Here is a 23,835-nt window from a genome sequence, read left to right as displayed (position 1 = left end):
CATGAGACGGCGCCCTAGAACAGCTCTCCTTGCGGTCCGGCCGGCGGTCTGAACAGGTCGCGACGTAGTGGGATATACTCCTTGTCGAGGCCGAAGCGCTGTGCAGCGATCTTGAAGCGCGTGCGCAGTAGATCCGCCCATGGACCTTTTCCCCGAAAGCGGCTGTGGAAATCGGGGTCATTGTCGCGACCGCCGCGGATCGACTGGATCGTCGCCATCACTTTCCCAGCGCGCTCCTGGAAATGTTCATCGAGCCAGGCGCGGAACAGCGGCGCCACCTCATGCGGTAACCGCACGGGCAAATAGAAGCAGCCCAGTGCCCCGGCTTCCGCCGCGCGCTCCATGATGTGCTCGATCTCGTGATCGGTGATCTGCGGTATGATCGGTGACAGCGAGACATAGGTGGGGATACCCGCCGCGCGCAGTTTCGCCACCGCCGCCAACCGCCGTTCGGGATGCGGTGCGCGCGGCTCGACCGTGCGGGCGATCTTGGGGTCGAGTGAGGTGACCGATACCATCACGGCCGCCAGCCCGCGTTCGGCCATCGGGGCAAGCAGGTCGATGTCGCGCGTCACCCGGTCGGACTTGGTGGTGATCGTGATCGGGTGGTTGCATTCCGCCAGCACTTCGATGCAGCCGCGCGTGATCCGCCACTCCGCCTCGATCGGCTGATAGGGATCGGTGTTGGTCCCGAACGCGATCGGCTGGCAGACATAGCCGTGCTTGCCCAGCGCCGCTCGGAGCAGGGAGGGGGCATCGGGCTTGGCGAACAGCTTCGTCTCGAAATCCAGCCCCGGCGACAGGTCGAGATAGGCATGGGTCGGCCGCGCGAAGCAGTAGATGCAGCCATGCTCGCATCCGCGATAGGGGTTCACCGACCGGTCGAAGGCGATGTCCGGCGACTGGTTGCGCGTCAGGACGCTCTTCGCCTTCTCGACCGTGACCGTTGTTCGCAGCGGCGGCAGCTCGCCGTCGATCCCCTCGCGCGCATCCAGCCAGTCGCCATCGGCCTCCCGCGCGGGCAGGTTGAAGCGGGCGCTCTCGCGATTATGCGTGGCCCCGCGCACGGGGCGGGTCTTTGCCATCCGCGAACGCTACGCTAGGGTTCGGAACATTTCAAGAACAAATGCTATTTCACATGCGTCGCGGTCCACGCCGCGTACCAGTCCATCCACTTGGCGGCGGGATTGGTCTTCGGCAGGCTCGCCGCGCCAAAGCCATGGCCGCCGCGCTCGATGAAATGCGCCTCGACCGGCACCTTGTGGCGTCGCGCCGCCTCCATCAGGCCGATGCTCTGGGAGACCGGGACGGTCTCGTCGTCCATCGCGTGGAGCAGGAACAGCGGCGGCAACGCCGGGCTCGCCCGCGTGATCAGGTCGAACCGCGCGCCCGCGTTCGGCGCGGGGTTGGGGCCGAGCAGGTTGGGACCGGACCGGGCATTTGGGCCCACGGTCGAAAGTTGAGTGACCGGATAGATCAGCCCTGAGAATGCGGGCCGTGCCGATAGCCGGTCGGCGGCATCGACCGGACGATACACCGGATCGTCCGGCCCGACGGTCAGCGTGCCGCCCAGATGCCCTCCCGCGGAAAAGCCGCAGATGCCGAGCTTCGCCGGGTCGATCCCGAACTGCGCTGCGCGCGAGCGGATCAGCCGCATCGCGCGCTGCGCGTCCTGCAGCGGCACCTCGCTGCGGTTGAGCCAGCCCTCGGGCGGCAGGCGATAGGCGAGGACGAACACGGTGATGCCCAGCGGATTGAGCGCGCGGGCGACATTCACCCCCTCATTAATCAGGCTGACGATACCATAGCCGCCGCCGGGGATGACCAGGGCGGCTCGGCCATCGGGGCGGGCGGCGCGGAACACGCCGACATAGGGGTTGCGGATCCCCTTCTCCCAGCGCTGCGGCGTGCCGAGCGGAAGCGGGACGGGGAAGCTCGATACGGCGAACCCCGGCGGGGCACCGGGCGGGAGGCCGGGCCACAGCATGAAATACTCGTGGGGCGGCCACGGCGGGGTGGGGGCGAAGACCTTGGGTCGGCTCTGCGCGCTGGCTTGCCCAGCGAATCCCAGCGCCGCGGCGCCCCCGATAAATGCCCTGCGGGCGATCGTCGTTACCATGTCATAATGCTAGGGCGGATTGTCGTTCGGGTTCAATCCTCTCCTTGGCGGGGTGGGTTGATTACGGGCGCTACCATCGCCCTTTGCATCCGGGGCGTACTCAAATATGGGGACGCCATTCCCCATGGGGCATTAGAAGGAAGGACAAGGCGTGAAGGACGTTCTCGTAATCGGCGCAGGCGGCGTTTCGTCGGTCGCGGTGCACAAGATGGCGAAGAACCCGGATCTGTTCGGGAAGATCACGCTCGCCAGCCGCCGCAAGTTCAAGTGCGACGCGATCGCCGAATCGGTGAAGGCGCGCTTCGGCGTCACCATCGACACGGCCGAGGTCGACGCGGACGATGTCGCGGCCACGAGCAAGCTGATCGAGGCGGTGAAGCCCAATCTGCTGGTCAACCTGGCGCTGCCCTATCAGGACCTCAACCTGATGGACGCGTGCCTCAACACCGGCACTGACTATCTCGACACCGCCAATTACGAGCCGCGCGACGAGGCGCGGTTCCACTATGGCTGGCAGTGGGACTATCAGGACCGCTTCAAGGATGCGGGCCTGATGGCACTGCTCGGCTCGGGCTTTGATCCGGGCGTCACCAGCGTGTTCGCGATGTACATCAAGAAGCATTTGCTCGACACGATCCGCACGCTCGACATCCTCGACTGCAACGGCGGCGATCACGGCCAGCATTTCGCGACCAACTTCAACCCAGAGATCAACATCCGCGAGATCACCGCGCCCGCGCGGCACTGGGAGAATGGCGACTGGGTCGAAACCCCGGCGCTGTCGTCGCGTCAGGTGTTCGAATTCGATCAGGTCGGCGCCAAGAACATGTACCTCATGTACCATGAGGAGCTGGAGAGCCTGGTCAAGTTCCTGCCCGAGATCGAGCGCGCGCGTTTCTGGATGACCTTCGGCGAACAGTATCTGACGCATCTGCGCGTTCTCCAGAATGTCGGCCTGACCTCGATCGAGCCGATCATGTACGAAGGCCGCGAGATCGTTCCGCTTCAGTTCCTCAAGGCCGTGTTGCCCGAGCCGTCGACGCTCGGCACGACAACCAAGGGCAAGACCAACATCGGCGACATCGCGACCGGCACCAAGGACGGCGAAGAGAAGACCTTCTACGTCTACAATATCTGCGATCATGAGGACGCGTTCGAGGAGACCGGCAACCAGGCGGTGAGCTACACCACCGGCGTTCCGGCGATGATCGGCGCGGCGCTGATGCTCAACGGCACCTGGAAGGGCGAGGGCGTGTTCAACATCGAGCAGTTCGATCCCGACCCCTTCATGGACATGCTGAACAAGCATGGCTTGCCGTGGCAGGTCCACGAGCTGCCTGAGCCGCTGAAGTTCTGATCGAATGAGCACGGACACGCGCGCAGCCCCGCCGGTCATGTCGACCAAGGCCGGCGATCCGGGTGCTTTCGCCCGGTTCGACCTGTCGCGCGTGCCGTCGCCCTGCTTCGTCGTCGACGCAGCGGCGGTCGAGTGCAACCTCGCGACCATCGCCGACGTCCGCGACCGCGCGGGCGTGAAGATCCTGCTCGCGCTCAAGGCCTTCTCGATGTGGTCGCTCGGCGATCTCGTCGGCAAGTATCTCGATGGCGTCGCGACGTCGGGCCTTCACGAAGCCAGGCTCGCCGCCGACCATTATCATGGCGAGATCGCGACCTATTGCTCGGGCTACAAGGCCGCGGACATGGCGGATGTGTGCCGGATCTCCGACCACGTCATCTTCAACACCCCCAGCCAGCACGCAGCGATGAAGGACGAACTCGCTGCCGCGCGCGCCCGTGGCGAAACCTTCGACGTCGGCCTGCGCCTTAACCCGATGCATTCTGAGGGTGAGGTCCAGAAATACGACCCCGCCCAGCCGCACAGCCGCCTTGGCTTCCCCGCCGACCAGCTCCGCCCCGAGCATTTCGAGGGTATCGACGGCATCCACGTCCATTCGCTGTGCGAACAGGATTTCCCGCCGCTGCGCCGCACCTGGGAAGCGCTGCGCCCGCGTCTCGCGCCCTATCTCGGCCAGCTCAAATGGCTCAATTTCGGCGGCGGCCACCACATCACCCGCGCCGACTATCAGCGCGATGACCTCGTCGCCTTCCTCAAGGAAGTTCGCGCCGAAACCGGGCTCGAGGTGATCCTCGAGCCGGGTGAGGCGATTGCGCTCGATACCGGCATCCTTGTCGGCGAGTTCGTCGATATCTTCGACAACGGTATGCCGATCGGCGTCGTGGACATCTCCGCCACCTGCCACATGCCCGACGTGATCGAGGCGCCCTACCGTCCGGCGATGCTGGGCGAGGCCAAGGGCGACGATACCGACGTGCTGGTGCGCCTCGGCGGCCCGTCGTGCCTCGCCGGCGACATCCTCGGCGACTTCCGCTTCCCGCAGCGTCCGATCCCCGGCCAGCGCTTCGCCTTCCTCGATCAGGCGCATTACTCGATGGTCAAGACCACGACCTTCAACGGCGTGCCCTTGCCCACCATCGCGCTGTGGGACAGCCGCAGCGACAATCTGCGCATCGTGAAGAGCTTCGGCTACGAAGACTTCGAGAGCCGGTTGTCCTGAGACGGGCAGCGGTGCTAGGCGCGCCGCCATGCTGAACCTTTCCGCCATCACCGTCCGTCTCGGCGGCCGTGTTATCATCGACCGCGCCAGTGCCGCGCTGCCGCCCCGGGGGCGTATTGGCCTTGTTGGGCGCAACGGCGCAGGCAAGTCGACTTTGGTCAAGGTGATCGCCGGCCAGATCGATCCGGACGAGGGCAGCGCCGACATGCCGCGCGGCGCGCGCATCGGCTATGTCGCGCAGGAGGCCCCCGCCGGAAAGACCACGCCGTTCGAGGCCGTGCTCGCCGCCGATACCGAGCGCGCCGCGCTGATGGCCGAGGCGGAAGGTCTCGAAGACCCCGATCGACTCGGCGAGATCCACGAGCGGCTCGGCGCGATCGACGCCTATTCGGCGCCCTCGCGTGCATCGCGCATTCTGGTCGGCCTCGGTTTCGACGAAGACGCGCAGCATCGCCCGCTCGACAGCTTCTCGGGCGGCTGGCGCATGCGCGTCGCGCTCGCGGCACTGCTGTTCAGCCAGCCCGACCTGCTGCTGCTCGACGAGCCCTCGAACCACCTGGATCTCGAAGCCGTGCTGTGGCTGGAGGATTTCCTCCAGAGCTATCCCGCGACGATCGTCATCGTCAGCCACGAGCGCGATTTCCTCAACAACGTCGTGGACCACATCCTCCACCTCGAACGCGGCAAGCTCACCCTCTATCCCGGCGGCTATGACAGCTTCGAACGCCAGCGCGCCGAGCGTCAGGCGCAGCAGGCCGCCGCGCGCGAGAAGCAGCTCGCCGAGCGTGCCAAGCTGCAGGACTATGTCGCCCGCAACTCGGCCCGCGCTTCGACCGCCAAGCAGGCGCAGTCGCGCGCCAAGGCGCTCGCGCGGATGCAGCCGATCGCGGCGGTGATGGACGATCCCACGCTGGCGTTCGGCTTCCCCGATCCCGATCCGCTGCGTCCGCCGCTGATCACGCTCGATCACGCCAGCGTCGGCTATGACGGCAAGCCGATCCTGCAGCGGCTGAACCTGCGCATCGATCCGGACGACCGCATTGCGCTGCTCGGGCGCAACGGCAACGGCAAGACCACGCTCGCCCGCCTGCTCGCCGCGCAGCTCACCCCGATCGACGGCGACAAGGCTGCCTCGGCCAAGATGCGCGTCGGCTATTTCACCCAGTATCAGGTGGAGGAGCTGCACAGCGACGACACGCCGTTCGATCACATGCAGCGGCTGATGGAGGGCGAGAAGCCGTCCTTCGTCCGTGCCCAGCTCGGCCGGTTCGGCTTTGCCGGCGACAAGGCGATGACCAAGGTCGGCAAGCTTTCGGGCGGCGAGCGCGCGCGGCTGGCGCTAGCGCTGATCACCCGCGACGCGCCGCACATGCTCATCCTCGACGAGCCGACCAACCACCTCGACGTCGATTCGCGCGAAGCCCTGATCCAGGCGCTGACCGCCTATACCGGCGCGGTGGTGATCGTCAGCCACGACCGCCACATGATCGAGATGACCGCCGACCGCCTCGTGCTGGTCGATCAGGGCACCGCAAAGCCGTTCGACGGCAATCTCGACGACTATATTGCCTTCGTCCTCGCCAAGGAGCCCAAGGGCGCTTCGACTGCGGAGGCCAAGGCCAACCGCAAGGACGCCCGGCGCGAAGCCGCCGAGGCGCGCGAGAAGGGCAACGCCCTGCGCAAGTCGGCCAAGGCGGCCGAAGCCGAAATGGCGAGGCTCAACGAGAAGCTCAGCGCGATCGACCGCGCCATGTTCGATCCCGCCACGGCCGCGCCCGACCTCGCCAAGCTGACCATGACCGAGCTGATGAAACAGCGCGGCACCGTGGCCAAGGCGATCGAGGCGGCCGAAGCGGCCTGGGTGGAAGCGAGCGAAGCGCTGGAGGCATTGGCGGCGTGAGCGGGCGACCGATCCCGGTCGTCCACCACCCGCTCTACGTCGCTTCGGCGCCAGCGCGCAGCCAGTATCAATGGAACAAGAACGGATTGGTTCGTGACCTGCTGCACGACAGTGGCGCGGAGCTGGAATGGCACGAACCCGAGCCGATGCCGCGTGTGTGGATCGAGGCGGTGCACGACCCCGACTATGTCGCCGAGGTGATCGAAACGCGTGTGCCGCGCGAGAAGGAGCGGCGGATCGGCTTTCCGGTGACGAAGGCGGTGGCGTTGCGTTCGGTCGCGGTGCCGGGCGGTACTTATCTGGCGGCGAAGTTGGCGCAACGGCACGGTTTTGCGGCGAATACCGCGGGCGGGAGCCACCACGCGCTGCACGATACGGGCGCGGGTTATTGCGTGTTCAACGACCTTGCCATCGCCGCCAACCGACTGGCGGAAGAGGGCGAGCGTGTATTGATCGTCGATTGCGACGTGCACCAGGGTGACGGCACCGCGGCGCTGACGGCGGGGCGGAGCGATGTCGCAACCTATTCGATCCATGCTGAGAAGAACTTCCCGGTCCGGAAGGCGCGCTCGACGCTGGACGTCGGGCTGCCCGATGGGGTGGATGAGCTCGCTTACATGGACGCGCTGACGGCTAGCCTGCCGGTGCTGGTTCAGGAGTTCGCGCCGACGCTGATTCTCTACCAGGCGGGGGTCGATCCGTGGGAGGGGGACCGGCTCGGGCGGCTAAAACTCAGCCGTGAAGGTCTGGTGGTGCGTGATAAGTGGATCGCCTCGCTGGCGAGGGCGAGGGGTTTGCCACTCGCGAGTGCGTTGGGCGGTGGTTACGGCGTGGATGCGATGGAAGTCTCCGCACGGCACGTCGCGTCGATCCTTGCGCTGGGCGGGGCCTGAACGGACGAAAAGAAGCGGTTGCAACCGCCTCCCATCATTCTACCTTCTGTGACGACCACCCCGAAGCGTAGAGGGTGGATAGACATTGCAGGAAGAGACTGAATGGCCACAGCCGTCCATCAGGTCACGCCCGAAGAGGCTTCCGCCAATCCGCCCCCCGAAGCGGTCGTCGTCCGTTTCGCCGGAGACTCGGGCGACGGCATGCAGCTTACCGGTGGCCAGTTCACGCTTTCGACCGCGCTGGCGGGCAACGATCTCGCCACCTTCCCCGACTTCCCCGCCGAGATCCGCGCCCCCCAGGGCACGTTGTTCGGGGTCTCCGCGTTCCAGATCAACTTCGGCTCGGCCGCGATCGAGACCGCGGGCGATGCTCCTGACGTCCTCGTTGCGATGAACCCGGCGGCGCTCAAAACCAATGTAGGCGACCTGAAACCTGGCGGCCTGATCATCGCCGATGAGGGCGAGTTCAACAAACGTAACCTCGAAAAGGCGAAATACGCCGACAACCCGCTTGAGGATGGCAGCCTCGCCAAATGGCAGCTGCTCAAGCTCAACATCTCGCAGCTCACCCTCGAAGCCGTGAAGCCGTTCGGCCTCGGCAACAAGGAGGCGCTGCGCTGCAAGAATATGTGGACGCTGGGGCTCGCGCTCTGGATGTTCGACCGTGAGCGCGGCCCGCTGATCGACTGGCTCAAGACCAAATTCGCCAAGGCGCCCGAACTGGCCGAGGCGAACATCGCCGCGCTCAATGCCGGCCACGCCTATGGCGAGACCGCTGAGCTGGGTGCGCAGGGCATCGGGCAGCTGCACCTTCCCGCCGCGCCCGTCGAGCCGGGCCTGTACCGCACCGTCACCGGCGCGGATTCGATCAGCCTCGGTCTCGTCGCGGGTGCGCAGCTCGCCGGGCTCAAGCTGTTCTATGGCGGCTATCCGATCACCCCCGCCTCGGCGATCCTCCACCATCTCGCGCGGCTCAAGGAATTCGGCGTCACCACCTTCCAGGCGGAGGATGAGATCGCTGCCGTCGCTTCGGCGCTCGGTGCCGCCTATGCGGGAAGTCTTGGCGTCACCTGCTCCTCGGGACCCGGCATCGCGCTCAAGACCGAAGCCATCGGCCTCGCGATCATGACCGAGTTGCCGCTGGTGATTGTCAACGCCCAGCGCGGCGGCCCTTCGACCGGCCTGCCGACCAAGACCGAGCAGTCGGATCTTTATCAGGCCGTCTATGGCCGCAACGGCGACGCGCCGGTCCCGGTGATCGCGACCCGCTCGGCCGCTGATTGCTTCGACTGCGCGATCCAGGCGGTGCGCATCGCCACCCAATATATGACGCCCGTCATGCTGCTCACCGACGGCTACCTCCAGAACGCGGCCGAGCCGTGGAAGGTGCCGGACATGAGCGACTACAAGCCCTTCCCGGTCGAGTTCCACACCGAGCTTCCGGCGGAGGGCGAGAAGTTCCTGCCCTATGCCCGCGACGACAAGCTCAAGCGTCCCTGGGTCAAGCCGGGCACGCCGGGCCTGCTCCACCGCATCGGCGGAATCGAGAAGGCGCTTGGTACAGGCAATATCGATTATGCCCCCGATACCCATCAGGCGATGACCAACATCCGCAGGGACAAGGTCAACGGCATCGCGGTGCCCGATCAGGAGCTTGAGCAGGGCGAGGCGGGCGGCAAGCTCATCGTGGTCGGCTGGGGCTCGACCTATGGCCCGATCACCCAGGCGGTGCGCCGCGCTCGCCGCAAGGGGCTCGACGTCAGCCATATCCACATCCGCCACATCTGGCCGATGCCGAAGAATCTCGGTGATTTGCTAAAGGGGTACGAGCGTATTCTCGTGCCGGAAATGAATACCGGCCAGCTCAAGACGGTGCTGCGCGACCAGTTCCTGGTCGACGCCCGCCCGCTCAACAAGGTCAGCGGTCAACCCTTCCGCATCCATGAGATAGAAGCCGCGATCGAGGAGGCTCTGGCGTGAACGAGATCACCACCATCAAGCCCTCGACGCCCAAGGATTGGGAGACCGATCAGGAGGTCCGCTGGTGCCCGGGCTGCGGCGACTATGCGATCCTCAAGGCGGTGCAGCGCACGATGCCAGAGATCGGCGCGACGCCGGAGAACACCGTGTTCATCAGCGGCATCGGCTGCTCGTCGCGCTTCCCCTATTATATGGAGACCTATGGCTTCCATACCATCCATGGCCGCGCGCCGGCGGTGGCGACGGGGGTCAAGCTCGCCAATCCCGATCTCGACGTGTGGATCATCACCGGCGACGGCGACGGCCTGTCGATCGGCGGCAACCACACGATGCACCTGCTGCGCCGCAACCTGAACTGCCAGGTGTTGCTGTTCAACAACGAGATCTACGGCCTGACCAAGGGTCAGTACTCGCCCACTAGCCGCGAAGGGACGCGCTCGCCCTCCACCCCGTTCGGCTCGGTCGATCACCCCGCCAAGCCCTGTGCCTATGCCCTGGGCAGCGGCGCGCGCTTCATCGCCCGCGGCATCGACGTCCACAAGAAGTTGCCAGAGGTGCTCAAGGCCGCCCACGCCCATCAGGGCGCGGCGTTCGTCGAGATCTTCCAGAACTGCATCGTCTATAATGACGACGTCTTCGCGCCCTTCACCGAAAAGGCCAACGCCGGCCACCAGCTCTGGCTCGAGCATGGTCAGCCGATGGTCTTCTCCGGTGGATCGAAGGGAATTTCTCTTGATACAGAACGGCTTACACTGAAAACCGTGGATATTGTGGAAGGTGACTGGGAGGCCGCCGGGGTGATCGTCCACAACGTCACCAACCGCGCTATCGCCCACATGCTGGTCGAGATGCCGTTCGGACCGTTCCCGATGGCGCTTGGTGTCCTCTACGACGATCCCGCCCCGACTTTCGAAAGCGCGGTGGTCGCCCAGAACCAGGAGGCGAGCGAGGGCAAGGTGCCTGATCTCCAGAAGCTGGTCAGCAAGGGCCAGACCTGGATGGTCGATAAGGAACCGCATCCGATGTAACGAACGCGAATATCGTTTCGCTTACGTCACTTGCCCCTTGCCCGACTCAACCACGCGTGCATTGTGCCCGACATGCAAGCACCGGCTAAGAATCGAGGCCGCCGGGATGGCTGGGGGAGCGGCGCGCAGGCGGGCGGTGTACTCATCGCCCTTGCGACACCGCTGCTGCATAAGTTGCTCGACCGGATCGATGCCGGTCTCGCTTACGGCGCGATCGAATTGACCTTGCCTGGCGGCAAGTGGCGGCGGCTCGGCGGGCGTGCGCCGGGTCCGGAGGCGCTGGTCGATATCCGTAACTGGCGGGCCTTGTGGCGGCTGGCCACTGGCGGCTCGATCGGCTGGTATGAGGCGTGGCAGGCGCGCGAATGGACCAGCCCCGATCCGGTGCCGTTGTTCGACTTGTTCATGCGCAACCGTTCGACGCTGGGCGATGCGGGGCGGGCGCAGGGTGTTACGCGGCTGGCGAAACGCGCGTGGCACTGGATGCGGCGCAACGACCGCGACGGCGCGCGTCGCAACATCGCCTATCACTATGATCTGGGGAATGATTTCTACGCGCCCTGGCTCGATGCCGGCATGACCTATTCCAGCGCGCTGTTCGCTGAGCCTGGGATCCCGCTGGAGGTCGCGCAGGCAGCGAAGCTTGCGGGGGTCCTTGAGCGCACGGCGACGAAGCCGGGTGACGCAATCCTTGAGATCGGCTGTGGCTGGGGTTCATTCGCGGAGGCGGCGGCGCGGGGCGGACGCAAGGTCCATGGTCTTACCCTCTCGATCGAGCAGAAGGCCTATGTCGATACGCGCATGGACGCGGCCGGGCTGAGCGGCGTCGAAGTCTCGCTGACTGACTATCGCGATGTGGTCGGCCAGTATGATGCGGTGGCGAGCATCGAGATGGTGGAAGCGGTGGGTGAAGCCTATTGGCCCGCCTATCTCCAGGTCATCGCCAACGCGCTGAAACCCGGTGGCCGTGCCGCGATCCAGTATATCGCGATCGATGACGCGATCTTTGAAGCCTATGCCCGCAACGTCGACTTCATCCAGACCTATGTCTTCCCAGGTGGGCTGCTGCTGTCGGAGAGCCGTTTTCGCGCGATCGCGGCACAAAACGGGCTAAGCTGGCATGATCGGCACGAATTCGGACTCGATTATGCCGAAACACTCAAACGCTGGCGCGAGCGGTTCGATGATGCGGTGGCATCGGGGCGCATACCGGCCGAATTCGACCCGCGTTTCGTCGATTTGTGGCGCTACTATCTCATGTATTGTGAAGGCGGTTTTCGCGGTGGCGGCATCTGGGTCGCACAGGTGACGCTGATCAAGGACTGAGGGGAGAGGGATATGCGGACGGCCTGGATCGCGCTTTCGGCGGCGGCGCTGTGGGGCTGTGCGCCCTCGGCCCAGACTGCGGCTCCCGCGCCCGCCGCCAAGGACGAGGCCAGGCTGCGTCAGGTTGGTGCGGCGGTCTTGTTCTGGTCGCCCGAAGAGCGGCTCAAGAACTTCCCGGCGATGGAAAGGATCTTCCCCGGCCATGTCGTGAAAGCGGGTGGCAAGGTGAAGCCGTTGCCCGACGGCGCGCCGCTCCCGATCGCCGAAGCCGATGTCGATGCCTTCATGGCGGCACAGAATGTCGCTGGGCTGCTTGTCCTTCAGGACGGCAAGATCCGGCTCGAACGTTATGCGCTCGGCTATTCGCGCGAGGGGCGCTGGACGAGCTTCTCGGTTGCGAAGTCGGTTACGTCGACACTCGTCGGTGCAGCGATCAAGGACGGCTATATCAAGTCGCTCGATGAGCCCGTGACCAAGTATATCCCCGACCTTGCCGGGGGCGGCTATGACGGCGTGACGATCCGTCAGATCCTTACGATGACCTCGGGTGTTCGCTGGAACGAGGATTATACCGATCCCAACAGTGATGTGGCCCGGATGTTTGCAGAGGCGGTGCCACCGGGACAGGATCCGACCGTCGCCTATATGCGCAAGCTCCCGCGCGCGGATCCGCCCGGCAGCAAGTTCGTCTACAAGACGGGCGAGACCAATTTGATCGGTGTGCTGGTGCGGCGCGCGACCAAGAAGAAGCTCTCGGACTATCTCAGCGAGAAAATCTGGCGCCATTACGGCATGGAGCGCGACGCGTTCTGGATGATCGACCAGAGCGGCGCGGAGGTGAGTGGTTGCTGCCTTTCGGTCTCGCTGCGCGACTATGCGCGGATCGGACAGATGTCGCTGGAGGGCGGGAAGGGGATCGTGCCCGATGGCTGGTTCGCGGATGCAACCAAGAGCCATGCGACGCATCCCGGCGGCGGCTATGGCTATCAATGGTGGACGATCCCGGGCGGCTATTACGCTGCGCAGGGCATTTTCGGGCAGGTCATCCTGGTCGATCCGGCCAGCAAGCTGGTGATGGTCACCAGTGCCGCCTGGCCCAAGGCGAGCGACCGGGCGCTGTACATGCAGCGGCTGGCGTTCGGGATGAAGGTGCTGGAGGCCGCGAAGAAGTAGCGGTCAGGTCCGCAGCCGCTCGATCGCCTGCGCCAGCGCGACATAAAGCTTGCCCATGTCCGAGGAGAGCAGGGTGACGCCCAGCGGCGAACCGTCGCGCAGTGCGAGTACCTGACGCAGCATCGCTTCGAAATCGTGGATGTAGCGGTTCACCTGCTCACGGAAATGCGGGTCGCCGTCGTACAGGCCCGCAATCTCCCGCGCGTCGCCGCTGTCGAGCAGGCGGACAGCGCGGCGGGTGAAGACGCCGCGATCGCCCTTCAGATAGGCCGACCAGGCACTGTCCGAGACCTCATGTGCGAACGCCTTGGTGATATCGATCGCGGCGGAGTTGAGCGCTTCGACCAGCAGCGAGACGCGGCGGGCGAAATTGTCGCGATCGGCTTCCTCGCGTTCGGCGCGAGCTTCCTCGATCCGGCGTTCGACCGCGGCGGAGGTTTCGCCGATGCTCATCATCTGTTGCGTCAGGCGCTCCGACGCGCGGCTAGCGGTGGTGACGGCATGCTCGGACACCTGGCCAAGCTCGACCAGCTGCTGGCGAACACCGGCGTCGATCGCGCGACGCATCGCGGTGCTGCCGGCTTCCTCGAGCCGCCGTTCGGCCTCGGGCACCAGGCCGGAAAGCGTGGCCCGGGCCTGTTCCGCGGCGACGTTGGCGGTTTCGCGGATCCGCAGCAGTGCTTCCACCAGCTGCGGCGCGGCATCGTCGGCGAAGCGGCGCGCGTTGGCGATCGCGCGATCGACGATCTCTTCGAGCTGGTCGGTCTTCTCATGCCCCGAATCGAGTGTTTCGATGAGCGCCGCCTGGGTTTTGACGAGCGTTTCGCGCTGACGGGAGACGACATCGGCGATGGCCTCGATCGCGTCGTGAGTGCTCTCGGCGGCGGTGACGAGCGCAAGCAGTTCGGGCTTGGCGCCGGCGATGACGGTGCGGGTAGTGCCGATCCGGTCCTCGAGCCGGGCAAGCGCCTCGGGCATGGTCTCGTCGATCTCGCGCGCCGAGGAGTCGAGCGCGGTGAGCAGGTCCTCCGCGGTGGCGATGACGCGGCGGGCGGTCTCGTCGCCGACCTTGAGCGTCTCGGTCATCGCCGCGGTCGAGCTATCGAGCACACTGATCGAGGCCGAAAGTGCCTGGGTGCGGTCCATGCCCGCCGAATGGAGCGCGGCGATGGCGCCGTCGGCCTGGGCGATGCCGCCGGTGACCGAAGCAAGCAGGATGTCGATCCGGGTCTGCTCTTCGCCGAGTTTCTCGGCGATCCGGCCGATCGTTTCCTCGACCTCGCCGATGCGGGTGCCGACGGTTTCGATGCTCTCGCGGCCTGCGGCGTCGAGTGAGGCCTGGTTGGCTGCGAGCATCGCCAGCATCGCTTCGCCCTGCGCGGCGATGCCCTTGCGCGCTTCATCCACGGCGGCGGCGGTGCGGTCGAGCATCGCGTCGACGGTGCCCGACATCTGGTCGGCGACGCCCTCGAGCCGAGCGCCGGCGGTCTCGCTGGTGGCTTCCATCTTGGCGATATGCGCGGCGAGCCGTTGGGCGGCGCCACCGGCGACGGTGTCGGCCTCACGCCCGCGCTCGGCGAGCGCGGAGAGCTGGGCGTCGAGCGCGGAGGCGTGCTCGCTGGCCCTGAGCCCGGCGGTATCGAGCGTCGCGGCCATGTCGACCATCCCGCCATGCGCACGCGGGAGCGAGGCGAGGACGATGTTGACGCTCTTTTCGGCGTTGGCGGCGCTGTCGATCAGCGTGCGGGCGCTGGCGTCGATCTGTTTCGCTTCGGCCGCCATGCCGTTGGAGACGGCCTGAAGCCGTTCGGCGGCATCGTCGCCCATCGCCATCAATGCGGTGGTCTGCGCGGCGAGCGCGGCACGGTTCGCTTCGATCTTCCGCGCCAGCGTTGCGACGACACGTTCGAGGCTCGCGGCCTCTTCGCGCATCGCGCGGGCGGTGTTGCCGAAGCGGCGGGCCTCCGCGCGGCTCGACCGGCGGGCGAGCAGCCAGAAGATTCCGATCAGGATCGGCGGGACGCACAATGCGGCGATGAGCTGGACCAGCTGAACCGGAGGCATCGGCGCGGCAAAGGCGGGCTGAAGCAGCCAGCCCATCGCTCCAAACCAGGCAAGGGTCAGTCCAGCGGCGAGCAGAGGCACCAGCCATTCGCCGGGCGCCCGATAGACGTTCTCGGGCTCGTCATCCTCGGCCGGGTCGTAGGCGGGATGCGCCGCGCTTGCTGGCGTTGGCTCTTCGACGAGCGTGAGCGCGTCGTCCTCATGCGCCGCGAAGCCGGCCATCCTGGTTCCCCCGTTCATCGTCCCAATCTAGCACGGATCACCCAAATCGGAATAGCGCCGGGAAACCAGTCATTAAGCACGCCCTTCTAAACCAACGGCATGGCTTATGATCCCGGTGCAATCGATGCGACGCTGGCGGCGGCTGTGGGCGACGAACCCGGCCTGATCGCCGAGCTGCGTGAAGCGTTTCTCGACAGTGCGAAGCGGGCGCTCAAGTCGCTCGCGACGGCGAACGACCCCGAGGCGTGGCGCAGCGCCGCGTTGCGGCTCAAGGGACTGGCCGCGAGCTTCGGCGCGGTGCGGCTGATGGCGCTGGCACAGGAGGCAGCGGATTCGCAGGCGGGCGATTCCGGAATTCTCCGCAAGCTGCAGCGCGCCGTGGAGCGGCTGTAGCAGCGACGGAAAGTCTCAAAGGTCATGCTCCTACGCGCGCGCGAATCCGTAGAGGCTTCAGATAGAGTCAGTTGACGATCTCAAAGAGCGGTTCGCAGCCAAGCAGCCGAAATCCAACATTTCAAGCTTCGGGTCAGTTCTTGAACGGGTCGCTCGGGTTGGTCTTTGCCTTGGCTTCCGCGCATTTGCGCAGCGCCCACACATGTCCGCCGCTGCCGTAGGAAATATCGATGTCGGCGACATTCACGTCCGCCCGGTTGATCTTGAGGCGCGATGCGTTTTCGGCATGGGTCAGGAAGTCGCGGCCATTGAGTGCGTCGGTGAGAATGCTGGGCGATTTGTCGACCACGCCGGCGAACGGAACACCGGGATAGTCGACCGTCCTGCCATCCTTGAGCGTGAGAATGACGTTGAGCTTGTAGATCTCACCGTCCTTTAGGCTTCGAAAGCTTGGATCGCCGATCGCGAGGCGCAACTCGTTGCGTCGTTCGTCGAACCCCATGCCGATGACGACATCGCGTTCGAAGGCCTTCAGAATCATGCATCCATTGTCGGTCGGGACCAGCTTCCAGCCATTATAGTGCGTCGCAAAGCCGGGGACCTGCTGGGCTGCCAAGCCGAGCGCGAGTGCCGTCAACGGTGCCATATCTTCCCCCCGAAAGCTGGTGCGAGCGAGCTTGCCAGCGATCCGGGCGGGTGTCGAGCGGACCGCGCGGCCTGCTAGTCGGCGGTTCGCGTCACCTGAATGTGGACGGCGCGCCATTCGCCGCCGACGCGGCGGAAGGTGTCGGAGAAGCGGAAGCTGCTAGAGAAGCGCTTGCCGCCCGATCTGCCGCTGAGTGTCGTCGCGGCGCTGACCATGAACGCGTCAGGGCCGAGGCGGATGATAACGCGATCGACGAGCGTGACGGGATCGTAGCTGTCGCCGGAGGCCGTCCAACCGTCGATGAACACCTTCTTGTTCGCTCGTTCGCCGTTGGACTGGATGAAGACCAGCCCGTCATCGACCATGCGCTCGAGTGTGGCGCGATCCTGAGTCAGCTGCGCGCGATCGAACGCGTCCGCGATGGCGGTCAGGTCGGCGTTGCGTGGGCCGGTCACGATGGTTTCCGCAGCGGGAGCGGCGGATGCCGCCAGAGAAGCGGCAAGGGTGAACAGGATGGCGGAGCGGCAGGTGTTCATGGTCGCTCCTGCTGGTGTGTTCGATCCGGTTGGCAGATCAGAACTCCGGTTCCGGATCATGTGGCGCAAATTCACCGGTTTCAACGTCGCGGGCATACGCCGCACCAGTTGGCGCGTCGATCAGATGGAGCCATGAATCGTCGCGGTTCAGCACTGCGCCGAGCGCCACGAACTGCGGTGGTCGATCATGCCTCTCATCGTCGGCGATGGCTTCGGGGGTTCCACGGATACGCCAGCCACTGTCAGGATCCGTGTCGCCGTCACGCCTTGGCATGGGCGTTTCGCGATAGAGGTGGTCCACGTGACTGCGCTGCTCCAGAACGCAGCTGTCAACGAAGCACCAATCCCAATATTCGCGCTGGCGCGGCGGGGGCGGCCCCTGTTTGCCGGGCGCGAACTCGAAATCGATCGCGTGGGAAAGCGGCAAGCAGACTTCCGTTCCACGCTTGATGCGGGGCATATCGACCGGCTCGTTGTCGAGTATGCCCGAGATATGCCCATCGTCGATCCGCTGAATGAGCACCCACATTCGCTCCGCATTGTATTGGGTGGCGCCATCGGTCTGGAAGAAGATGAATCTCGCAATGTCGCCGGGTTCGAGCGCGGCTAACGAGACAGGGTGCGGCAGCCAGAAGGTATAGCGGTTCTGCGCGGCAAGGACGCGTGGGTCGTCGATTTCGACGCCAGGCGGCAGTGTCATTTTCGGCATTTCTCGTCCGTGGATGGGTGTCTCACGTCTTCCGGCTCAGTTCGCGCATCGCGTCATCCAGCCCGGCGAGGGTCAGCGGGTACATGCGATCGCTCATCAGCTCACGCAGGATGCGGACCGACTGGGAATAGCCCCATTGCTCTTCCGGGATCGGGTTGAGCCAGATTGTGGCGGGGTAGGTGTTGGTGACGCGCTGCATCCAGGTGGCGCCGGCTTCCTCGTTGAAATGCTCGACCGAACCACCGGGGTGGCTGATCTCGTATGGGCTCATCGAGGCGTCGCCGACGAAGATCACCTTATAATCGTGGCCATATTTGTGGAGCACCTCCCAAGTTGGCGTGCGTTCGGTGAAGCGGCGGCGATTATCCTTCCACACGCCTTCGTACAGGCAGTTATGGAAGTAGAAGAATTCGAGATTCTTGAACTCCGCCGTGGCGGCGCTGAACAGCTCCTCGCAAAGCTTGACCCACGGGTCCATCGATCCGCCCACGTCGAGAAACAGCAGCAGCTTCACCGCATTGTGCCGCTCGGGGCGCATATGGATGTCGAGCCAGCCCTGGCGGGCGGTGCCGTCGATCGTCGCGTCGATATCGAGCTCGTCCGCGGCCCCTTCGCGTGCGAACCGGCGCAGGCGGCGCATCGCGATCTTGATGTTGCGGGTACCGAGTTCGCGGGTGGAATCGAGGTTCTTGAACTCGCGCTGGTCCCAGACCTTGAGCGCGCGCTTGTGGACGCTCTCGCCGCCGATACGGACGCCTTCGGGATTATAGCCGGAATTGCCGTATGGAGAGGTGCCGCCGGTGCCGATCCACTTGTTGCCGCCTTGGTGCCGGCCCTGCTGCTCCTCAAGCCGCTTCTTGAGCGTCTCCATGATCTCGTCCCAATCGCCGAGCGACTTGATCGCGGCCATTTCCTCGGGCGTCAGATATTTTTCCGCGACGGCCTTGAGCCAGTCCTCGGGGATGTCGGCGGTGGTGTTGCCGAAGGTCGTGGAGATGCCGCGGAACACCTTGGCGAAGACCTGATCGAACCGGTCGAGCAGCCCCTCGTCCTTCACGAAGGTCGCGCGGGCGAGATAGTAGAAGGCCTCGGGCGTGCGGTCGATCACGTCGCGGTCGAGCGCTTCGAGAAGAATCAGATGCTCCTTCATGCTGGCGGGAATGCCCGCGGCGCGGAGCTGGTCGACGAAGGAGAAGAACATTGCACCACTCTGACGCGGGTCGCTGCCCGCGTCCAGCATCGCATCCCCGTCAACCGTCACCCCGGCCCTGTGCCGGGGTCCACCGGGCGTCAGGCGTTACCGCCAACCGTTCAAGGTCGTTGCTCGCGGCACCGTGGATCCCGGTACAAGGCCGGGATGACGAAAATGGGCACTAACGCGCGTAGGCGTCGATCAGGGAGCCGACATAGTCGGGGCGGTCGCCGGTAAGTTCAGGGGCGGGGCGGGCGTGGGCGACCTTCGCGCCGCTCGCCGGGCGACCATAGATGAAGCCGTGGACGGGGTAGATGGTGCTGCCGAGGCCGCGGGTGTCGCGGTACCAGACCTTGACCTCGCTCCAGTCGCCCGCCGGCGAGACGTCGAACAGGGTCACGTCCTGCTCGACCTGTCCGCGCTTGCCGTCGAAGCGCGACCAGTTGGCGTGGGTGACCATGATGACGCGCGGCTCGATGATGCGGCTGACCACCGAGACATGGCCGAGACGCAGGGCGTTCGACTTGGCGAAGGCGACGACGGAGCCGACCTCCGGCACGTCACCGCGCTGGTACTTGCCCTGCGCCTGGCCCCACCAGGTCCAGGCGTCGCCCCAGATCTGGATGCCAGAGGCCTGGCGCGCGAAGGGCACGCATTCGCCGACATAATCGAGGATCGATGCCGATGCTGGCGCCGCGAGGAGGGAAGCGGCGCCAAGCATCGACAAGACGATCCGGCGGGGGGTCCGGTTCGACTTCATCCGCCGGGAGATACGCTTGGCCGCGCTTCGGAAGGGTGTGCAATTATGGTTAACGCGCCGTCGGCCATAAGCTGAGCGCCGACGCCTTTACACTCCGGCCGCACCTGCCTATCGCCCCGCCATGACACAGCCGGGCGAATCCATCCTCATCGTCGATTTCGGCAGCCAGGTGACCCAGCTCATCGCGCGCCGCGTGCGCGAAGCGGGCGTCTACAGCGAAATCGCTCCTTTCAACGCCGCCGCCGAGGCCTTTGAGCGGATGAAGCCGGGCGGGGTAATCCTGTCGGGTTCGCCGGCATCGGTGCTCGACGAGGGATCGCCGCGGGTTCCCGACGCGATCTTCGAGAGCGGGCTGCCGGTGCTGGGCATCTGTTACGGCCAGCAGGTGATGATGCAGCAGCTGGGCGGTAACGTGCAGCTGGGCGACAGCGGCGAGTTCGGCCGCGCCTTCATCGATATCGCGGATAGCTGCGTGCTGTTCGACGGGTTGTGGGCCGAGGGCGAAACACATCAGGTCTGGATGAGCCATGGCGACAAGGTGACCAGCCTTGCCCCAGGCTTCCGCCCGGTCGCGGCGAGCTCGGGCGCACCGTTCGCGGTGATCGCCGACGACACCCGCCGCTATTATGCGATGCAGTTCCACCCCGAGGTGGTGCACACGCCGGATGGCGGCAAGCTGCTCGCCAATTTCGTGCGGCATGTCTGCGGGCTCAAGGGCGACTGGACGATGGCGGAGTTCCGCCAGGCCAAGATCGAGGAAATCCGCAAGCAGGTCGGCAAGGGCAAGGTGATCTGCGGGCTTTCGGGCGGCGTCGACAGCGCGGTCGCAGCCGTGCTGATCCATGAAGCGATCGGCGAGCAGTTGACCTGCGTGTTCGTCGACCATGGCCTGATGCGCAGCGGCGAGGCCGATCAGGTCGTGTCGCTGTTCCGCGGCCACTACAATATCCCGCTGGTCCATGTGAACGCGGAGACGCTGTTCCTCAACGGTCTGGCCGGGGTCACCGATCCCGAGGCCAAGCGCAAGTTCATCGGCAAGACCTTCATCGACGTGTTCGAGGAAGAGGCGAAGAAGATCGGCGGGGCGGAGTTCCTGGCGCAGGGCACGCTTTATCCCGACGTGATCGAGAGCGTCAGCTTCACCGGCGGGCCTTCGGTGACGATCAAGAGCCACCACAATGTCGGCGGCCTGCCCGAGCGCATGAACATGAAGCTGGTCGAACCGCTGCGTGAGCTGTTCAAGGATGAGGTCCGCGCGCTGGGCCGTGAGCTGGGGTTGCCCGACGTGTTCGTCGGCCGCCATCCGTTCCCGGGACCCGGCCTCGCGATCCGCATCCCGGGCGAGGTGACCAAGGAACGCTGCGACATCCTGCGCAAGGCGGACGCGGTGTATCTGGAAGAGATCCGCAACGCCGGCCTTTACGACGCGATCTGGCAGGCGTTCGCGGTGCTGCTGCCGGTCAAGACCGTGGGCGTGATGGGCGACGGACGGACCTATGAAAGCGTCTGCGGTTTGCGTGCCGTGACCAGCACCGACGGCATGACCGCCGACGTCTATCCGTTCGACGCGAGCTTCCTGACACGGGTTGCGACGCGCATCGTCAACGAGGTGAAGGGCGTCAACCGCGTGGTGTACGACTATACGTCGAAGCCGCCCGGCACCATCGAGTGGGAGTGAGTGCGATGACCATCGCTTTCTATGGCATTCCCAATTGCGATACGGTGAAGAAGGCGCGGGTATGGCTCGATGCAAACGGGATCGCCTACACCTTCCACGACTATAAGAAGGAAGGCGCCGATCCCGCGCGGTTGGCCAAATGGGCCGAGACGACGGGCTGGGAGAAGCTGCTCAACCGTGCCGGCACGACCTTCCGCAAGCTCGACGAGACGGACAAGGCCGATATCGACCAGGCCAAGGCGCTGCGGCTGATGGCGGCGAACCCGTCGATCATCAAGCGGCCGGTGGTCGAATATCGCGGCGGCGTACTAGTCGGGTTTAAGCCCGAGGAATGGGCTGCGGCGCTGCTTTGACGGCGGTGATTGGCAAAATCACCATTTAGGGTAGGCTGCGCACCATCGAACGACCCAAGGGGGAAGAGTTCCGATGGCAAGCCGGTTCGCACAAAAGCCACCCGCCTGGTTCTATATTGTCGGCGTCCTATTGCTTCTTTGGGGCATCGCCGGCTGCTGGGCCTGTTATCAGCACATCACCAAGGGCGCGGCGATGATTCCCGACGCGACCGATTGGGATCGCGCCTATTTCGCGGCATTGCCCGGCTGGTTCGCCATCGACTTCGCGGCGGCGGTCGGGGCGTGCCTGCTGGGATCCGTCGCGCTGCTGCTGCGCTCCAAATGGGCGTTGACGCTCTACTGGCTGTCGCTGATCGCGGTGGTCATCCAGTTCGGCTATGTCTTCACCGCGACCGACATGATCGCGGTGAAGGGGGTTTCCTCGACCTTCTTCCCCGCCTTCATTTTCGCATTGGGGGTGTTCCATATCTGGTTCGCGACCTTCGCGAGGAAGCGTGGCTGGTTGAGCTGAGCTGGATATCCGGGACGCGGATCGTGCCGTCGCCCCGGCTTTGGATGCGGGCCGAGGTTAATCCCCCTGCCACTGGAACACCTCCTCCAGCGGTTTCTTGAAGATGAGCGCGATGCGGAACGCGGTCTCGAGCGTGGGCGAGTATTTGCCTTGTTCGATCGCCGCGATCGTCTGGCGCGTTACTCCGACGCGATCGCCCAGTTCGGCTTGCGTCATCTCGCCCGTGAGGAAGCGGAGCGTGCGGATCTGATTGGTGATTGGGGGATTGGCCACGACGTGCTCACGCTTGACGGCGATAGAGGGCGAGCTGCCAGATCGAATGGACGATCGCCGCGATTACCAGTGCGGCAAGCAGCGCGTTGCCGACCAGCATCGCCGCGGCCATCCCGCCCGGTTGTCCTAGCGCCGCAGGGCCGGCAACGGTCAGGAACGGCGTGGCGAGCATGACGGTGCACACGGCGACGCAGAGCACGATGTAGCCGGCGATGGCGGCGCGCCCTTCGATTTCCCGCTCGCGCGGATCCGCGGGGAGCTCGGCTTCCGATGGCCGGTGGATCGCGATGGCGATGATCGCCGCGACTTGGAGCACAACGAGCACGATCACCGCGCCAATGAATCCGCTCAGCGCATCAGCCGGTGCGGAATGTCCTGCGGCGAGCGACATGGCGAAACGCGCGAAATAGACTCCCCACACAACCAGTCCAATCACGAGCGAAGTCCATTGCACTTTTTCCCGATACGACATGATGCCTCCGTTATGTCAGAAATATACGACTCAATGTAAGAAATATCGAACATCGAGTCAATCAGTTCTGACATGTGAACAACCCGTTTTGCTGGTGCGACCCCAAGTGATCGGCTATCGCCGCGCCATGTCCACGACCTTTACGCTCGACACCTCGACCAGCCGCGCCACGCCGACTCCGGCGCCGATGAAGCGGCTGACCGTTCCCGCGATTCAGGGGCGCAAGGGCAAGGAACCGGTGGTGATGCTCACCGCTTACACCGCGCGGATGGCGCAGTTGCTGGATCCGCATTGCGACGTGCTGCTGGTCGGCGACAGCCTGGGGCAGGTGATCTACGGGCTTCCGTCGACGCTTGCGGTGACGCTGGACATGATGTGCGCGCATGGCGCAGCGGTAGTGCGCGGCAGCTATCACGCGGTGGTCGTGATCGACATGCCCTTTGGCAGCTACGAGGCGAGCCCCGAACAGGCCTTTGCCTCAGCTTCGCGTGTCCTGGCCGAGACCGGCGCGGCCGCAGTGAAGCTGGAGGGCGGCGAGGCGATGGCGGAGACTGTCGCGTTCTTGACCGCGCGCGGCATCCCCGTGATGGGGCATATCGGCCTGACGCCACAGGCGGTGAATGCGCTGGGCGGCTATGGCGCACGCGGGCGCGGCAACGCCGAATATGCCAAGATCATCGGCGATGCGAAGGCGATTGCCGAGGCGGGCGCCTTCTCGATCGTTGCCGAAGGCGTGGTCGAGACGCTGGCGAACGAGATCGTCGCGGCGGTTTCCTGCCCGATCATCGGGATCGGGGCGTCGAATCAGTGCGACGGGCAGGTGCTGGTAACCGAGGACATGCTGGGCATGTTCGAGCGCACGCCACGCTTCGTGAAGAAGTTCGACGATCTGGCTGGCCGCATTTCCGCCGCGGTTGAAACCTATGCCGCAGCAGTGCGTGACCGGAGTTTCCCCGGCGACGAACAAGTGTACAAGCCCAAGGATTGAGCCGCTTTCGTTTCCCGGTGAGCGCGGCTAAGGTCCGCGCCCG

23 protein-coding genes are annotated in these 23,835 nt (G+C 65.2%); 13 read left to right on the top strand and 10 right to left on the bottom strand.

What is annotated here, in order from left to right:
• Positions 1-14: 14 nt before the first annotated feature.
• Together AC07M1_RS11600 and AC07M1_RS11595 are read right to left on the bottom strand one after the other, a co-directional pair.
• A complete protein-coding gene (locus AC07M1_RS11600; protein ID WP_495162692.1) occupies positions 15-1,085 on the bottom strand; it encodes a PA0069 family radical SAM protein in 1,071 nt (356 codons plus the stop codon).
• A 44-nt stretch (positions 1,086-1,129) separates the two neighbouring features.
• The gene (locus AC07M1_RS11595) at positions 1,130-2,119 is read right to left on the bottom strand and encodes an alpha/beta hydrolase (protein WP_495162691.1); all 990 of its coding nucleotides are present in this window, start codon (positions 2,117-2,119) and stop codon (positions 1,130-1,132) included.
• 151 nt (positions 2,120-2,270) lie between these two features.
• Here AC07M1_RS11595 and AC07M1_RS11590 point away from each other — a divergent pair, with 151 nt between their 5' ends.
• From AC07M1_RS11590 to AC07M1_RS11555, 8 genes are all read left to right on the top strand, one after another.
• The gene (locus AC07M1_RS11590; protein ID WP_495162690.1) at positions 2,271-3,476 is read left to right on the top strand and encodes a saccharopine dehydrogenase family protein; all 1,206 of its coding nucleotides are present in this window, start codon (positions 2,271-2,273) and stop codon (positions 3,474-3,476) included.
• Positions 3,477-3,513: 37 nt separating this feature from the next.
• Positions 3,514-4,695, top strand: a complete 1,182-nt coding sequence (locus AC07M1_RS11585; RefSeq protein WP_495162856.1) for a carboxynorspermidine decarboxylase — start codon at positions 3,514-3,516, stop codon at positions 4,693-4,695.
• Between the two features lie 28 nt (positions 4,696-4,723).
• Positions 4,724-6,595, top strand: coding sequence for an ABC-F family ATP-binding cassette domain-containing protein (locus AC07M1_RS11580; protein WP_495162689.1), 1,872 nt, complete (start codon positions 4,724-4,726; stop codon positions 6,593-6,595).
• A complete protein-coding gene (locus tag AC07M1_RS11575; RefSeq protein ID WP_495162688.1) occupies positions 6,592-7,488 on the top strand; it encodes a histone deacetylase family protein in 897 nt (298 codons plus the stop codon). Before AC07M1_RS11580 ends, AC07M1_RS11575 begins: the two co-directional genes overlap by 4 nt.
• Positions 7,489-7,590: 102 nt before the next feature.
• Positions 7,591-9,468, top strand: a complete 1,878-nt coding sequence (locus tag AC07M1_RS11570) for a 2-oxoacid:acceptor oxidoreductase subunit alpha (protein ID WP_495162687.1) — start codon at positions 7,591-7,593, stop codon at positions 9,466-9,468.
• On the top strand, positions 9,465-10,496 hold the full coding sequence (locus AC07M1_RS11565) for a 2-oxoacid:ferredoxin oxidoreductase subunit beta (protein WP_495162686.1): 1,032 nt from the start codon (positions 9,465-9,467) through the stop codon (positions 10,494-10,496). The genes AC07M1_RS11570 and AC07M1_RS11565 overlap by 4 nt, the downstream gene beginning before the upstream one ends.
• Positions 10,497-10,568: 72 nt before the next feature.
• Positions 10,569-11,822, top strand: a complete 1,254-nt coding sequence (locus AC07M1_RS11560; protein ID WP_495162685.1) for a class I SAM-dependent methyltransferase — start codon at positions 10,569-10,571, stop codon at positions 11,820-11,822.
• Between the two features lie 12 nt (positions 11,823-11,834).
• Positions 11,835-12,995, top strand: a complete 1,161-nt coding sequence (locus AC07M1_RS11555) for a serine hydrolase domain-containing protein (RefSeq protein WP_495162684.1) — start codon at positions 11,835-11,837, stop codon at positions 12,993-12,995.
• Positions 12,996-12,998: 3 nt separating this feature from the next.
• Here AC07M1_RS11555 and AC07M1_RS11550 read toward each other — a convergent pair whose 3' ends face one another.
• Positions 12,999-15,299 carry a coiled-coil domain-containing protein gene (locus AC07M1_RS11550; RefSeq protein WP_495162683.1) on the bottom strand — a complete coding sequence of 767 codons (2,301 nt, stop codon included), beginning with the start codon at positions 15,297-15,299 and terminating at the stop codon, positions 12,999-13,001.
• A gap of 81 nt (positions 15,300-15,380) precedes the next feature.
• Here AC07M1_RS11550 and AC07M1_RS11545 point away from each other — a divergent pair, with 81 nt between their 5' ends.
• On the top strand, positions 15,381-15,674 hold the full coding sequence (locus AC07M1_RS11545) for an Hpt domain-containing protein (protein ID WP_495162682.1): 294 nt from the start codon (positions 15,381-15,383) through the stop codon (positions 15,672-15,674).
• A gap of 133 nt (positions 15,675-15,807) precedes the next feature.
• On the opposite strand, the gene AC07M1_RS11540 is transcribed toward AC07M1_RS11545, so the two are convergent.
• The 5 genes from AC07M1_RS11540 to AC07M1_RS11520 all read right to left on the bottom strand — a co-directional run bounded on the left by AC07M1_RS11540 (position 15,808) and on the right by AC07M1_RS11520 (position 19,517).
• Entirely contained in the window at positions 15,808-16,320 is a 513-nt protein-coding gene (locus tag AC07M1_RS11540; protein ID WP_495162681.1) for a hypothetical protein, read from the bottom strand.
• Positions 16,321-16,394: 74 nt separating this feature from the next.
• A complete protein-coding gene (locus AC07M1_RS11535) occupies positions 16,395-16,856 on the bottom strand; it encodes a nuclear transport factor 2 family protein (RefSeq protein ID WP_495162680.1) in 462 nt (153 codons plus the stop codon).
• A 37-nt stretch (positions 16,857-16,893) separates the two neighbouring features.
• Complete coding sequence (locus AC07M1_RS11530; RefSeq protein ID WP_495162679.1) at positions 16,894-17,556, bottom strand: immunity protein Imm33 domain-containing protein; 663 nt, start codon at positions 17,554-17,556, stop codon at positions 16,894-16,896.
• Positions 17,557-17,587: 31 nt separating this feature from the next.
• Positions 17,588-18,766: a vWA domain-containing protein gene (locus AC07M1_RS11525; RefSeq protein WP_495162855.1), complete on the bottom strand. Its 1,179-nt coding sequence runs from the start codon at positions 18,764-18,766 to the stop codon at positions 17,588-17,590.
• A gap of 172 nt (positions 18,767-18,938) precedes the next feature.
• Positions 18,939-19,517, bottom strand: coding sequence for a CHAP domain-containing protein (locus AC07M1_RS11520; RefSeq protein ID WP_495162678.1), 579 nt, complete (start codon positions 19,515-19,517; stop codon positions 18,939-18,941).
• A gap of 121 nt (positions 19,518-19,638) precedes the next feature.
• On the opposite strand from AC07M1_RS11520, the gene guaA reads away from it, so the two are divergent.
• From guaA to AC07M1_RS11505, 3 genes are all read left to right on the top strand, one after another.
• On the top strand, positions 19,639-21,195 hold the full coding sequence (guaA, locus tag AC07M1_RS11515) for a glutamine-hydrolyzing GMP synthase (RefSeq protein WP_495162677.1): 1,557 nt from the start codon (positions 19,639-19,641) through the stop codon (positions 21,193-21,195).
• A 5-nt stretch (positions 21,196-21,200) separates the two neighbouring features.
• Positions 21,201-21,548 carry an ArsC family reductase gene (locus tag AC07M1_RS11510; protein ID WP_495162676.1) on the top strand — a complete coding sequence of 116 codons (348 nt, stop codon included), beginning with the start codon at positions 21,201-21,203 and terminating at the stop codon, positions 21,546-21,548.
• A 73-nt stretch (positions 21,549-21,621) separates the two neighbouring features.
• Positions 21,622-22,059 (top strand): hypothetical protein, encoded by a 438-nt coding sequence (locus AC07M1_RS11505; protein WP_495162675.1) that lies wholly within the window; start codon positions 21,622-21,624, stop codon positions 22,057-22,059.
• 57 nt (positions 22,060-22,116) lie between these two features.
• On the opposite strand, the gene AC07M1_RS11500 is transcribed toward AC07M1_RS11505, so the two are convergent.
• Together AC07M1_RS11500 and AC07M1_RS11495 are read right to left on the bottom strand one after the other, a co-directional pair.
• On the bottom strand, positions 22,117-22,332 hold the full coding sequence (locus AC07M1_RS11500) for a helix-turn-helix transcriptional regulator (RefSeq protein WP_495162674.1): 216 nt from the start codon (positions 22,330-22,332) through the stop codon (positions 22,117-22,119).
• A 7-nt stretch (positions 22,333-22,339) separates the two neighbouring features.
• Positions 22,340-22,768, bottom strand: a complete 429-nt coding sequence (locus AC07M1_RS11495; RefSeq protein WP_495162673.1) for a hypothetical protein — start codon at positions 22,766-22,768, stop codon at positions 22,340-22,342.
• Between the two features lie 163 nt (positions 22,769-22,931).
• On the opposite strand from AC07M1_RS11495, the gene panB reads away from it, so the two are divergent.
• Positions 22,932-23,792, top strand: coding sequence for a 3-methyl-2-oxobutanoate hydroxymethyltransferase (panB, locus tag AC07M1_RS11490; protein ID WP_495162672.1), 861 nt, complete (start codon positions 22,932-22,934; stop codon positions 23,790-23,792).
• Positions 23,793-23,835: the final 43 nt, after the last annotated feature.

The sequence above is a fragment of the Sphingomonas sp. GW821-FHT10C01 genome (genome assembly GCF_059415525.1).
This window is presented reverse-complemented; position numbering and strand designations above follow the sequence as displayed.

Bases quoted from the DNA above. Each gene is read 5' to 3' on its own strand.
- AC07M1_RS11585 (WP_495162856.1), top strand. From the start codon at position 3,514: ATGTCGACCAAGGCCGGCGATCCGGGTGCTTTCGCCCGGTTCGACCTG.
- AC07M1_RS11600 (WP_495162692.1), bottom strand. From the start codon at position 1,085: ATGGCAAAGACCCGCCCCGTGCGCGGGGCCACGCATAATCGCGAGAGC.
- panB (WP_495162672.1), top strand. From the start codon at position 22,932: ATGTCCACGACCTTTACGCTCGACACCTCGACCAGCCGCGCCACGCCG.
- guaA (WP_495162677.1), top strand. From the start codon at position 19,639: ATGACACAGCCGGGCGAATCCATCCTCATCGTCGATTTCGGCAGCCAG.
- AC07M1_RS11550 (WP_495162683.1), bottom strand. From the start codon at position 15,299: ATGAACGGGGGAACCAGGATGGCCGGCTTCGCGGCGCATGAGGACGAC.
- AC07M1_RS11530 (WP_495162679.1), bottom strand. From the start codon at position 17,556: ATGACACTGCCGCCTGGCGTCGAAATCGACGACCCACGCGTCCTTGCC.
- AC07M1_RS11525 (WP_495162855.1), bottom strand. From the start codon at position 18,766: ATGTTCTTCTCCTTCGTCGACCAGCTCCGCGCCGCGGGCATTCCCGCC.
- AC07M1_RS11595 (WP_495162691.1), bottom strand. From the start codon at position 2,119: ATGGTAACGACGATCGCCCGCAGGGCATTTATCGGGGGCGCCGCGGCG.
- AC07M1_RS11545 (WP_495162682.1), top strand. From the start codon at position 15,381: ATGGCTTATGATCCCGGTGCAATCGATGCGACGCTGGCGGCGGCTGTG.
- AC07M1_RS11580 (WP_495162689.1), top strand. From the start codon at position 4,724: ATGCTGAACCTTTCCGCCATCACCGTCCGTCTCGGCGGCCGTGTTATC.
- AC07M1_RS11510 (WP_495162676.1), top strand. From the start codon at position 21,201: ATGACCATCGCTTTCTATGGCATTCCCAATTGCGATACGGTGAAGAAG.
- AC07M1_RS11505 (WP_495162675.1), top strand. From the start codon at position 21,622: ATGGCAAGCCGGTTCGCACAAAAGCCACCCGCCTGGTTCTATATTGTC.
- AC07M1_RS11540 (WP_495162681.1), bottom strand. From the start codon at position 16,320: ATGGCACCGTTGACGGCACTCGCGCTCGGCTTGGCAGCCCAGCAGGTC.
- AC07M1_RS11555 (WP_495162684.1), top strand. From the start codon at position 11,835: ATGCGGACGGCCTGGATCGCGCTTTCGGCGGCGGCGCTGTGGGGCTGT.
- AC07M1_RS11535 (WP_495162680.1), bottom strand. From the start codon at position 16,856: ATGAACACCTGCCGCTCCGCCATCCTGTTCACCCTTGCCGCTTCTCTG.
- AC07M1_RS11560 (WP_495162685.1), top strand. From the start codon at position 10,569: ATGCAAGCACCGGCTAAGAATCGAGGCCGCCGGGATGGCTGGGGGAGC.
- AC07M1_RS11520 (WP_495162678.1), bottom strand. From the start codon at position 19,517: ATGAAGTCGAACCGGACCCCCCGCCGGATCGTCTTGTCGATGCTTGGC.
- AC07M1_RS11570 (WP_495162687.1), top strand. From the start codon at position 7,591: ATGGCCACAGCCGTCCATCAGGTCACGCCCGAAGAGGCTTCCGCCAAT.